The sequence below is a fragment of the Streptomyces sp. NPDC059900 genome (assembly GCF_050270335.1).
Classification (GTDB): domain Bacteria; phylum Actinomycetota; class Actinomycetes; order Streptomycetales; family Streptomycetaceae; genus Streptomyces.
This window is the reverse complement of the sequence record NZ_JBNNJZ010000277.1, coordinates 1-10,712: the sequence shown is the minus strand read 5'-3', so window position 1 is coordinate 10,712 and position 10,712 is coordinate 1. Positions and strand designations below refer to the sequence as shown.

Sequence of the window (10,712 nt, the reverse complement as noted above, 5' to 3'; positions counted from 1 at the left end):
CACTACGCACCCTCACCCCTGCACATCACACCTCCCCCGCTCGCCCCTCCACCAGCACGGCCACCCCGTCGAGCACCCGCCCGAGCCCGAACTCGAACTCCGTGTCCTCGGCGTCCGCGACATCCAGCACGCCCACATCAAGCAACCGACGCAGCGAGGGGAAGCGCTCCGGGGCCTTCGATGTGAGCGCGTCGACGGTGCGGGCGTACTGCCGCATCGCCTCGTCGGGCTCCCGGCCGCCGGCCCGCATGCCCTCGTCCAGGTCGGCCATGAGCATGACCTCGTTGCGCACGAAGCCGCCGATGAGCATCAGGACGGACAGCTTCCAGCCCTCCTCAAGGCCGCTCCCGTCGAGCGCCGCGAGGCCCTGCTCCATCCACTCCAGCTGGTGGGGCGTGGCGGGCGGCCCGCTGATGGGGATGCGTACGAGCCACAGGTTGCGCCGGAAGGTGGCGCGCTGGGCCCGCGCCCACCACTCCAGGCGCGCCCGCCACCCCACGACGTCCGCCGGCATCGCGGGCGGCGCCCCCGTGGCGGCGTCCTGCATGAGCACGTACAGCTCGTCCCTGGAGGAGACGTACCGGTAGAGGGACATCGTCGAGGCGCCGAGCTCCTTGGCGACGCGCCCCATGGAGACCGCGCCGATGCCCTCCGCCGCCGCGACGGCGATGCCCGCGTCGAGGATCCGATCCAGGCTCAGCCCCGGCTTCGGCCCTTTCGAGGGGCGCTCGCGCAGCCCCCAGGCGGTTTCGAGGCTCGCCGAAAGCCCCGTACCCCGATCGTCCGCCCCGGCGTCCGCCGCCATAAGCCACCGCCTCCATGCTCCTGGTCCGACCCCCTCTTGACGCACATCGTAGTTCTGCGTAACCCTTACACAGTAATGCGTAGCCCATACGCAGAAGAACCGAACGGGGAGACACACCCATGCCACCCACCCGAGCCCCTGCTCCTACCTCTGCACCTGCCGCCATCGAGGCCACGGCCCTCACCAAGACCTACGGAAGCGGCGACCGAGCCGTGCCGGTCCTGCGCGGCATCGACCTCCGCGTCCCGCCGGGCACGGTCTTCGCGCTCCTCGGCCCGAACGGCGCGGGCAAGACGACGGCCGTCCGCATCCTCACCACGCTCACCGCCCCCGACACGGGCACGGCACGGGTGGCGGGCCACGACATCCGTACGGGACGGCGCGAGGTCCGCCGGGCGATCAGCCTCACCGGACAGTTCGCGGCGGTCGACGAGACGCAGACCGGCGCCGAGAACCTGCGCATGATGGCGCGGCTCGCGGGCCTGCCCCGCGCCGGTGCGCACGCACGGGCCCGCGAACTGCTGGCCCGCTTCGGCCTCACGGAAGCGGGGGACCGCCTGGTCCGCACGTACTCGGGAGGCATGCGCCGCCGCGTCGACCTGGCGGCGGGCCTGGTGGGCGACCCCGAGGTCATCTTCCTGGACGAGCCGACGACCGGCCTGGACCCGCGCAGCCGCCAGGAGATGTGGGAGGTGGTGCGCGACCTGACCGCGGAGGGCACGACGGTCTTCCTGACCACGCAGTACCTGGAGGAGGCGGACCAACTGGCCGACCGCATAGCGGTACTGCACGAGGGCGTCATCGTCGCGGAGGGCTCGGCATCGACCCTCAAGGCGCAGGTCGGAGGCCATCGCCTGGACGCGACGACCACCACCCGCGAGGCCTACCTCCACCTGTCCCCGGGAGCCACGCACCACTCCCCCGAGACCCTGACGCTCGGCTTCCCGACGGACGGCACGGCGTCAGGCGTACGCGACCTGCTCGACGAACTGGACCCGGACCGCACGCGCTTGGCGGCTTTCACGCTGCGCACGGCAACGCTGGACGACGTGTTCCTGACGCTGACCAACCCGTCGAGCCCCTCCCACTCCAAGGGACTAACCCATGTCTGAGGCTCTGATCATGACCGGCCGGGCGCTGCGCATCAGCCGCCGGAACGTGGACGCCCTGATCACGGCCATGGCCCTCCCGGTGATGCTCCTCCTGATCTTCGTCTACTTCTTCGGCGGCGCGATCCGGACGAACGCCGACTCGTACGTCATGTACGTGGTCCCCGGCGTGCTGCTCCTGTGCGCAGGCTTCGGCTCCTCGAACACGGCGATCGCGGTCACCGAGGACCTCAAGGGCGGCATCATCGACCGCTTCCGCTCGCTCGACATCGGCGGCACCCAGATCCTGACGGGCCACGTCATCGCCTCCGTGGCCCGCAACCTCATCGCCACGACCCTGGTCCTGGCCCTGGCCTTCGCGATCGGCTTCCGCCCGTCGGCGACGCCCGCGGCCTGGCTCGCGGCGACGGCCGTCCTCGTGGCGTTCATCCTGGCTCTGTCCTGGCTCTCGGCGACGGTCGGCCTGCTGGCCAAGTCTCCCGAGGCGGCGGGCGGCTTCACGTTCTTCGTGAGCTTCCTGCCCTACCCGAGCAGCGCCTTCGTCCAGACGTCCGACATGCCGTCCTGGCTGCGCCCCTTCGCCGACCACCAGCCGGTGACTCAGGTCATCGAATCCCTCCGCGGCCTACTCCTGAACCAACCGGTGGGCGCGACCCCTTGGGTGGCCCTGGCCTGGTGCGGAGGAATCCTGGCGGTCTCGGCGGCGGCTTCGGGAGCGCTGTTCAGGAGGCGGACGGCGTGAGGGGGCGGGCCAGGATCACTGACGCCACGGAGGCGTGGCCGCCAGCCGCCACACACCCTCGAAGTGACTGATCTGCGTCGCGACCGCCGTCTCCGCGGCGGCGGTCCCTTCCTTGCGGGATCGGACGGCGAGGTCCGTGTTGTATCCCTTGGGGTCGTAGACCTCGCAGTCGGGGTCCTGGAGGGACATGGTGGCGACCACGTCGTAGAGGCCGCACAGCACCAGCTCCTTGTTGAAGATGCACACCTTGTCCCGCGGATCCCCGTTGTACAGCCGGTACTCGCACTGCACCACCACCCTGCCGCCGGCGGTCACCCCGTCGGCGAGCCGGGAGAGTATCTGGTCGTACTCCCGGCACTTGGCCTCGAGGCGCGCCCGGAACTCGGGATAGTCGACCGGCCGCCCGTCGACGCCGACCCGTGACGGCACCGCCATCTCACGGCCGAAGTCCGGGATCAGCATCCTGATCGTCACCCGCTTTGTCGGACCAGGATCGTCCTGGAGGCTTTCGAGGCGGTGATAGAGCTCGTTGTAGAGCGTCTCGCCCGTATAGCCGAGGAAGCAGATCTCCACCTTCCTGGAGTGGAACGCCTCGCCCACGAGGCTGCCCAGATCACGGGAGTTGACCAGGCCGCGGTCCGGCGGCCTCGCCGAGACGGCCAGCTCCTGCACCGCGTTGTACAGGACGTACCCGATCAGGCTGAGCAGCGCTCCCCCGAGAAACGCCTGCCCCTCCAGCGCGTCTCCGACCGGCTTCACGAACTGCGCGGTCAGCCCGGTCACGAAGATGCCGAGCAGCAGGACACGGGTGGCCGCCGATTCGTACCGGGCCCGGTATCTGCGAAGCCATGCGCTCAATCCACCGCTTGGTGCCCCGTTCACCGTTCCCGCCACGAGAGCCCTCCCCCGAGCATGCCTCTACGACATCACCCTCAGCACTCCATGCTGACCGTGCGGAAGCGCCCGGGCAAGGTAGGGGTTGGCCGTCGGGCTGGGGCGCAGGCCCAGGGAGGCCATCGCGGCCGCCAAGGTCATCGCGTACGAGTCCACGGCGCGCTGCACGTTGGGGGCGTCGAGGCCGGTGCCCGTGACCAGGCGGTCCAGGTCCACGTAGGCGGAACGAACCACCTCGATCCAGCGGTAGACCTGCCAGTCGTCCTCCCATCCCGTCGTGCACTCCCGCGGCAGACAGCTGGTCCACCGGTCGAACATGCGCTGTCTGATCTCGGGGCGGACGGGGGTGAGATGCATGTGCCGGACCAGGTCGTACAGCGGGTCACCGATCATCGCCATCTCCCAGTCGATGATCGTGATTCCGCCGCGGTTGTCGCGGCGCACCAGATTCCACGGGTTGAGGTCCCCGTGCAGCAAGGACGGCCGCCGCGGAGTGAGGCGGTGCCGTACGAGGAGTTCCAGGAGCCGGTAGCCGCCCGGCAGGCCGAGCTCCCTGGCCAGCTTCTGTGACTCCTTGGGCAGGGCCGTGACGAGCCGGACCAGTTCGTCGCAGAGCCAGCGGTAGAAGTCCCGTTCACCGGCGGTGGGGTCGAGCTGCCGGTGGTCGATGCGGGCCAGCGCGCCCAGCTGGTCGACCAGATGATCGGCCTCGCCGGGGCGCAGTCCGTCCACGGGGTGTTCCGGCGGCAGGTCTCCGGCGCCGCGGCCCTCGTAGGAGTGGATGGCGAACTGGTCCTTCAAGTCGCTTGTCCCCAGCGCCAGTACGCGGGGCGCCCGCACCGGCTCGCCCGAGTCCTCGATGACCCGGAGGACCGCGTGCTCGCTCAGAATGCTGCGCTCCCGGCGCTCGGCCGAGGTCAGCTTGCGGCGGACCACGACCGGGAACTCGATGCCGGACACCCGGACGACCGTGTTGAGGTGGGCCGTTCCCTTGAAGACCTTGGAGGCGGGCGCCGCCCCCTCCGCGACCAGCGCGTCGAGCACGGCGGAGCCCGGGAACGCGGGGTGCTCCGGCACCCGCTGGTCCGGCTCCCACGAGATACGGGTCGCCTGCCGGACCCCCTGGGCGCACCCGCCGAACCGTGCGGCCCGCCACCGGAAGAGGACCCGCTGGATCTCTTCCTCGTCCGGCACACCCGGCAGTTGCAGCGGGACGGCCGCCGCTTCCAGCGCTTTGCGCACCGCGCGGGTCGCCTCGTCGAGGCTTTTCTGGTCCTGCGAACCCCCCAGCGACTTGGCGGCGCGCATGACGTCCGGATAGACGGACTGGGCGCGTTCGAAGGCCACGTAGTGGTCCAGGTCCTGCGACAGGCCGTTGACCGCCCTGGGCCTGAGCCGCTCCATGACCTCCGCCCAGGCCTCGATCACCTCATGCCACTGGTCCTTCGGGTACTGCATGCGGACCAGGTGCGTGGCCAGGTCGTGCAGCGGATCGCCGTAGGTGGCGAGCTCCCAGTCCACGCAGATCAGCGGTGGTTCACCGCCGTAGGAGAAGATCACGTTGTCGCGGTGCAGGTCCGTGTGGAGCAGGCTGTACGGGCGGCGGGCCATGCCCGGCACGCGCTCGGCCAGCCTGAGCAGCGCGTCATCGGGGATGCCGAGGGCCGCGAAGAGACCGCCGAACTCCGCCCAGTTGGGCCGGCGGATCTGGGACTCCGCCAGATGCGCGAGCGTCCGCAGGAACGACGGCCCGCCCTTGTCTATACGGGGCCAGTCCGCCGGCAGCGCGGGCAGTGCCTCCCTGCGCACCTGGGTCATCTGCGCGAGCAGCTCGGCCAGCGCCTTGATCAGTAGGGAGTCGACCGGTTTGCCGTTCTGGCAGACGCTGGAGAACGGCACCCCGTCGACGTAACTGTGCACCGCCGAGTTGCCCCACTTGGCCAGGCACTCCGGCACATGGGGCAGCACGCCCTTGATCGCGCGCAGGATCTCCGATTCGTCCTCCCAGGTGCGGATGACGACCGGCAGCGCGTCCTTCCTGCGCATCCGCACCGTGACGGGCCGACCGGGATAGCGGTCGACCAGCTGGGCCATCGACTCCGTCAGCGGAAGCACGTAGTTCCGGTTGTGGTGCCCCCGGCTCATCTTCCCGTGCTCCAGGGCGTGCGCGACGAAGGCGTCGTACGCGGCGGGCGCTCTGCGCCTCTCGGCGGACACCAGGAAAGGACGACCGGGCAGAGTCATGCCCACGGGCTGCTCCTGGATAGTCACGCGAGGAAGGCGAAAGTGATGCACACCTTAGTGGCGCGGCAGGCTGCGGACGACGCGAGAAGGCAAACGCCGGGCCCGACGAGGCAGGCACCACTCCTTGGAGCGTGACGTTCGAGAACCGTCGGGTTACGCCTGGCCGCGCAACACCTTGAGCAGCGGTTCCAGCGAGTCCACCACGCAGGTCGCGCCCGCGTCCTTCAGGAGCTTCGCCTTGCGTTCGTTGCGCGCGTAGCCCAGGAAGTCCACCCCTGCCTCCTCGGCGGCGGCGAGGTCCGTGGGGGCGTCGCCGATCATCAGGGCGGTCGAGCGGTCGGCGCCCATCTCGTCCAGGGCGAGGTCGAGGCAGTGCGGATGCGGCTTGAGGAGGTGGAGGTCCCGGGTGCGGCCGTAGACGTGCGGGGCGAAGCAGTTGCTCAGGCCGCGGCTCTCCAGGTAACCGGTCACGGCAAGGGGCGAGTTGTTCGTGGTGACGGCGAGGCGGGCGCCCATGGCGTGCCACGTCATGATCAGGGGGTCCGCGTACTGGGTGGGCCACGCGGAGGCCACTGCCTTCAGCTCCTGCTGGGTGAGCCGTTCCTCGAGCTCGGACACCAGAGCGCTGCCGGGCTCCCTGCGGTGGACCGCCCGCAGGACGGCATGCGGGTCGGGCTGCTCCCGCTCCTCCTTGCTCAGCAGGTCCCGCAGCCCCCGCTCCTCCAACCACCGGACCTGATCGCCCGCGATCCACTCCGCCGAGTGTCCGGCGAAGAGCCGGCAGATGGGGCCGTCGAAGTCGAAGAGGACGTAGCGGGTCCGTTCGATCAGTTCCCGCAGTTTTTCGGTCTCTTCTGCCATCCGCTCGGGCTGCGTCGTATCAGGAGTCATCAAGAGAGTGTCAGCTCCGTCGCGATGGTTGCCCAGAGTGCGTCGAACCATTTCTGGGACTCTTCGACGAACGCGGTGTCCCGCGGGGCCGCGCCCTTCTCGAAGGAGAACAGGGGAGACTTCAGCCCCGACGCGTCGAACGCCTCCATCTCCGCGCTGCCGAAGTCCAGCATGCTCCGCTCGATCGTGTAGTAGGCGAGCAGCGCCTCCCGCTCGTTCAGGAGATACAGCTTCACCGGCGGCGTGAACGGCAGCGCGCGGAACGAGACGTCGACCTCGATGCCGTGCGAGGCCCGCAGCGCCCGCAGGTTGTGCCGCAGGACCTGGCCCTGCGCGTTGCGCTGCGCCAGCCACCGCCGGTGCACCCGGCCCCCGTCGTCCTGCCCCCCGGTCGGCTGGGGGAAGGCGAGCGTGATGTCACTGCTGGGCAGCAGGATGCGTACGTCGATGGAATCGGGGCGGATACGGCCCTCGTGGATCAGGCGCACCGGCTCCCCCAGCGCGATCATCAGCGTCTCCGCCGTGTACGACACCACGTCGATCCGCACCCGCGGCTCCGAGAACGCCGACGCGAGGCGTGGCGCGAGGCCGACCATGGACGCCTGCGGCTCCGCGCCCGCCAGCGACGGAGCCTGCGCCTCCGCGGCGATCCGCGGCGGGCTGCCCTTGCTCACGTTGGCGAGCAGACCGTCGCCCTGGAGCGTCTTCAGCGCCTGGCGCACCGTCCCCCGTTCCACGCCGAACTCCTCCGCGAGCACCGCCTGCGTGGGGAGCCTGTCGCCGGGCCTGAGGTCGCCGGAGCGGATGCGGTCGCGAAGTTCGTCCGCGATGCGCTGGGGAGTGAGCTTTCTGTCGCCGTTCACTGCAACGTTCTCCTGGGTCACGACCAGACGATACAACTCGATGCCATCTCAGGGCAGTTGTCATGAAGTTGTTTATGTTGCGGGACCAAGTGGGGACAACTCAAGTGAAGTTGGTTGCCAACTCGTCCGAGGTGGCAGAAGGGGGAACCATCATGGACGTCCTCACTCTCCTCGCAACCGTGCTCGCCCTCACCTTCGAGCAGTTCGCGCACTGGCAGTACGGGGTCACGGGCCTCGCCGGGCTGCTGCTCCTCGCCCTCGGCATCAAGGTGAAGAGCCACACGTGCAGCTCCATCGGCGCGGTCGTCCTCGCGCTCATGATGACCGGCCCCGCGATCTGATCCAGCCCCGCCGGAAGTGGCCGCCGGGAGGGGCCCGCCGGAAAGGCCCTAACCGCGGGCCAGCTCCAGGTCCTGGCTGATCGTGTCCCAGAGCGCGTCGAACCACAGATGGGACTGCTCCACGAACGTCGTGTCCCGCAGCCCGTCGCCCTGGCGGAAGGGGAAGAGCATCGACTGCGCGCCCTGGGCGTCGTACATCTCCAGGGGCTCGTGGTCGAACTCCTCGCTCTGCCTGCTGAGCGTGTAGTACGCGAAAAGCGCCTCGGTGCCGTTGAGCAGGTACAACTTCACCGGCGGCGTAAACGGCAGCGCACGGAACGAGACCCGTACGTCGATGCCGTGCGAGCCCCGCAGCGCCAGGAGGTTGTGTTGGAGCACCTGACCCTGCGCGTTGCGCTGGTCCAGCCAGCGCCGGTGCACATGGCCGCCCTCGTCGTCCCCGCTGTCCACCGGCGTGGGGAAGGCGAGGTCGATGCTGCGGCTGGGCAGCAGCACCCGGACCGTGACTTTGGCCGGATTCCGCAGCCCCGCGTGAATCTGGCGGAGCGGTTCGCCGATCGCCATCGTGAGCGAGACGGACGTCAGGCAGAGCGCATCGATCTCCACTTCCGGAGCCTCGAACGCGGCGGCGATACGCGGGGCGAGCCCGACCATGGTGGGCTGCGGCGCGACACCGACGGGCCCGGACAGCGCCTGCTTCGGGGGTTCGGCGACCGTGGCGGGGCTCCCCTTGGACACATTGGCCAGCAGGTTCTCGCCCTGGAGCGTGCGCAACGCCTCCCGTATCGCGCCGCGCTCGACGCCGAACTCGTCGGCCAACTCGGCCTGTGTGGGCATGCGCTGGCCCGGCCGCAGCATTCCGGATCGGATCCGGTCGCGCAGCTCGTCGGCCACCTCGTGGTGAGTCTTGTGCGGCCTCTTCATCCCGTTGACGGGTGCAGGTTCCGGGCTCACAACCAAACCGTACAACTTCGCGCCATCTTTGGGGAGTTGAAGGGAAGTTGCTCGGAAGGTGGTTATAAAACGAGCCACCAAGGAGATAACTCAGGTGGAGTTGGTAGCCAACTTAGGCAGCCTGGCAGGAACCCTGAGGGGTTGGCCGCCAGCAGATGCCCGTCGGATGGCCGCCGACCTGAGGGGACGAGGCCGGCGCCTCGTCCCGAAAGGGGGAACGTCATGCCGCTCATCGCCCTCGCGATCGCCGCCATCGCCATCGGATTCGAGCAGCTCATCCAGTGGAAGTACGGCCCGATGGGCATCGTCGCCTTCATCCTGCTCACGGTGGGCATCAAGGCCAGGAGCACCATGATCAGCGGATTCGGGGCAGCGATCCTCGTCCTGCTGCTCGCCCAGTCGGGCTGACCAGAGCTGGTTGACCGGGTTCCCATCCGGAGGGGAGCCGGGAGCCCGGTCAGCCTTGATCGCTCCGGGGCTCCGGGGGCGCGGACGAGCCCCCCGGAGTCCCGGAGTACCACCGCCTAGAACGCCGCCCGGATCTCCCCCACCTCGGAGGCACCGCCGAAGAGCGGCGTGCGGCCGACGCGGGTGAGTATGTCCGCCTCCACGCCCGCAAGCTGCAGCACACGCGCGAGGACCGGCCCCAGGGCCCGCAGCCCGCCGTCGTCCACCTTGAACGCGAGCGCACGGCCGTCCGGCAGCGCGAACGCCTGGACCGCCTCCGCGCCCATCTTGGAGAGCGCACCGGGGATCTCCCGCATGAGCCACGTATCGGGACGCCGCGTGCCGGCCACGTACTCGGGGTGGGCCCGCATCGCGTCCGCGACCCGGCGCTCCGCCGAACCCTCGGGGGCCAGGACGAAGTGCCGGAAGGCGCGGGCGAGGCCGGTCAGGGAGATCGCCATCAGGGGCGCACCGCAGCCGTCCGTGCCGACGGCCGCCACCCGCTCCCCCGCCGCTTCCTCGACCACCTGGAGGATCAGCTGCTGGAGGGGGTGCTGCGGGTCGAGGTAGGAATCGGTGGGCCAGCCGTTCAGCTCGCACACCGCGAGCATCGACGCGTGCTTGCCGGAGCAGTTCATCGTTACCCGGTCACGAACGGCACCCGCTGCCAGATATGTCTCGGCCTCGACCGCATCCAGCGGGAGATCCGGCGGGCACTGCAGATCCGCCGCCGTCAGACCGCGCTCGGCCAGCATCTTCTGTACGAGATCCCGGTGGAACATCTCCCCGGAGTGGCTCGCCGCGGTCAGCGCGAGCCGCTCTCCCGCCAGGTCGAGCCCCGCCCGCAGCACCGCCGCCGCCTGCATCGGCTTGTTGGCCGACCGCGGGAAGACGGGGGCGTCCACGTCCCCCATGGCGAGCTCCACGCCGCCGTCCGCCGCGAGCAGCACCAGGCTCCCCCTGTGACGGCCCTCGACGAAGCCCGAACGTACGACCTCGGCGAGGACCGGGGATATGGCGGGGGTGGTGACGGACTCGGCGGACGTCGAGGTCATCTTCGGCCTTCCGGGGCGGGGGGTGGGGCGTGAGCGCCGCCCGCGGAGGCCGGGGTCACCGGGTCACGCGAGCAGGTCGTCCACTTGTGCTTCGCCTTCACGGTACCTGCGGGCGATCTCCGCGCTGCAATCGTCCGCCGTGCGCTGGAGCTGCTGGCGGCGCCGGGAGACCTGCTGTTCGTAGCGGGTGAGCCGCCCCATGGCCGTGTGCAGCTCGTCGTCCGTACGGGCGTCCAGGTCGGAGAGCTCCACCTCGGCGAGCATTTCCGTGGCCAGGAGGCCGTACTCCACGCTGTGCGGCGTGCCGAGCGTCACATGCCGGGCGGAGAAGCGGTGCCGGGCGGGACCGTCCGTGAGGATCTCGGAG

General features: G+C 69.9%; 11 protein-coding genes and 1 pseudogene. 4 read left to right on the top strand and 8 right to left on the bottom strand.

Translation table 11 applies throughout. The annotated features are described in order from the left end of the window. Nucleotides 1-25: 25 nt before the first annotated feature. Nucleotides 26-805, bottom strand: a complete 780-nt coding sequence (locus ACQKIP_RS28725) for a TetR/AcrR family transcriptional regulator (RefSeq protein ID WP_365860246.1) — start codon at nucleotides 803-805, stop codon at nucleotides 26-28. Nucleotides 806-924: 119 nt separating this feature from the next. Between ACQKIP_RS28725 and ACQKIP_RS28720 the strand changes: the two genes are divergently transcribed. Both ACQKIP_RS28720 and ACQKIP_RS28715 read left to right on the top strand, forming a co-directional pair. Then, nucleotides 925-1,917, top strand: a complete 993-nt coding sequence (locus ACQKIP_RS28720; RefSeq protein WP_365860245.1) for an ABC transporter ATP-binding protein — start codon at nucleotides 925-927, stop codon at nucleotides 1,915-1,917. Continuing rightward, a complete protein-coding gene (locus ACQKIP_RS28715) occupies nucleotides 1,910-2,656 on the top strand; it encodes an ABC transporter permease (RefSeq protein WP_365860244.1) in 747 nt (248 codons plus the stop codon). Before ACQKIP_RS28720 ends, ACQKIP_RS28715 begins: the two co-directional genes overlap by 8 nt. 15 nt (nucleotides 2,657-2,671) lie before the next feature. Here ACQKIP_RS28715 and ACQKIP_RS28710 read toward each other — a convergent pair whose 3' ends face one another. The 4 genes from ACQKIP_RS28710 to ACQKIP_RS28695 form a co-directional block, all read right to left on the bottom strand. Further along, on the bottom strand, nucleotides 2,672-3,514 hold the full coding sequence (locus ACQKIP_RS28710; protein ID WP_365860243.1) for a hypothetical protein: 843 nt from the start codon (nucleotides 3,512-3,514) through the stop codon (nucleotides 2,672-2,674). Between the two features lie 60 nt (nucleotides 3,515-3,574). Next, entirely contained in the window at nucleotides 3,575-5,794 is a 2,220-nt protein-coding gene (locus ACQKIP_RS28705) for a phosphotransferase (RefSeq protein ID WP_427744521.1), read from the bottom strand. Between the two features lie 153 nt (nucleotides 5,795-5,947). After that, the gene (locus tag ACQKIP_RS28700) at nucleotides 5,948-6,685 is read right to left on the bottom strand and encodes an HAD family hydrolase (RefSeq protein WP_365860242.1); all 738 of its coding nucleotides are present in this window, start codon (nucleotides 6,683-6,685) and stop codon (nucleotides 5,948-5,950) included. Further along, complete coding sequence (locus ACQKIP_RS28695; RefSeq protein WP_365860477.1) at nucleotides 6,685-7,575, bottom strand: GntR family transcriptional regulator; 891 nt, start codon at nucleotides 7,573-7,575, stop codon at nucleotides 6,685-6,687. Before ACQKIP_RS28695 ends, ACQKIP_RS28700 begins: the two co-directional genes overlap by 1 nt. 125 nt (nucleotides 7,576-7,700) lie before the next feature. On the opposite strand from ACQKIP_RS28695, the gene ACQKIP_RS28690 reads away from it, so the two are divergent. Beyond that, nucleotides 7,701-7,889, top strand: coding sequence for a hypothetical protein (locus ACQKIP_RS28690; protein WP_365860241.1), 189 nt, complete (start codon nucleotides 7,701-7,703; stop codon nucleotides 7,887-7,889). Between the two features lie 48 nt (nucleotides 7,890-7,937). Here the strand turns inward: ACQKIP_RS28690 and ACQKIP_RS28685 are convergent, their stop codons facing one another. Further along, nucleotides 7,938-8,849, bottom strand: a complete 912-nt coding sequence (locus ACQKIP_RS28685) for a FadR/GntR family transcriptional regulator (RefSeq protein WP_427744525.1) — start codon at nucleotides 8,847-8,849, stop codon at nucleotides 7,938-7,940. 216 nt (nucleotides 8,850-9,065) lie between these two features. Here ACQKIP_RS28685 and ACQKIP_RS28680 point away from each other — a divergent pair, with 216 nt between their 5' ends. Continuing rightward, nucleotides 9,066-9,251 carry a hypothetical protein gene (locus ACQKIP_RS28680; RefSeq protein WP_365860240.1) on the top strand — a complete coding sequence of 62 codons (186 nt, stop codon included), beginning with the start codon at nucleotides 9,066-9,068 and terminating at the stop codon, nucleotides 9,249-9,251. Nucleotides 9,252-9,367: 116 nt separating this feature from the next. Here the strand turns inward: ACQKIP_RS28680 and ACQKIP_RS28675 are convergent, their stop codons facing one another. Together ACQKIP_RS28675 and ACQKIP_RS28670 are read right to left on the bottom strand one after the other, a co-directional pair. Next, the gene (locus ACQKIP_RS28675; protein ID WP_365860239.1) at nucleotides 9,368-10,345 is read right to left on the bottom strand and encodes an asparaginase; all 978 of its coding nucleotides are present in this window, start codon (nucleotides 10,343-10,345) and stop codon (nucleotides 9,368-9,370) included. A 63-nt stretch (nucleotides 10,346-10,408) separates the two neighbouring features. Continuing rightward, nucleotides 10,409-10,712 (bottom strand): annotated as a pseudogene (locus ACQKIP_RS28670) (ABC transporter substrate-binding protein); the annotation flags it as partial.

What these genes read in the sequence shown, in the direction of transcription:
- ACQKIP_RS28715 (WP_365860244.1), top strand. Translation starts at nt 1,910, where the DNA reads ATGTCTGAGGCTCTGATCATGACCGGCCGGGCGCTGCGCATCAGCCGC.
- ACQKIP_RS28675 (WP_365860239.1), bottom strand. Translation starts at nt 10,345, where the DNA reads ATGACCTCGACGTCCGCCGAGTCCGTCACCACCCCCGCCATATCCCCG.
- ACQKIP_RS28700 (WP_365860242.1), bottom strand. Translation starts at nt 6,685, where the DNA reads ATGACTCCTGATACGACGCAGCCCGAGCGGATGGCAGAAGAGACCGAA.
- ACQKIP_RS28680 (WP_365860240.1), top strand. Translation starts at nt 9,066, where the DNA reads ATGCCGCTCATCGCCCTCGCGATCGCCGCCATCGCCATCGGATTCGAG.
- ACQKIP_RS28690 (WP_365860241.1), top strand. Translation starts at nt 7,701, where the DNA reads ATGGACGTCCTCACTCTCCTCGCAACCGTGCTCGCCCTCACCTTCGAG.
- ACQKIP_RS28725 (WP_365860246.1), bottom strand. Translation starts at nt 805, where the DNA reads ATGGCGGCGGACGCCGGGGCGGACGATCGGGGTACGGGGCTTTCGGCG.
- ACQKIP_RS28705 (WP_427744521.1), bottom strand. Translation starts at nt 5,794, where the DNA reads ATGACTCTGCCCGGTCGTCCTTTCCTGGTGTCCGCCGAGAGGCGCAGA.
- ACQKIP_RS28720 (WP_365860245.1), top strand. Translation starts at nt 925, where the DNA reads ATGCCACCCACCCGAGCCCCTGCTCCTACCTCTGCACCTGCCGCCATC.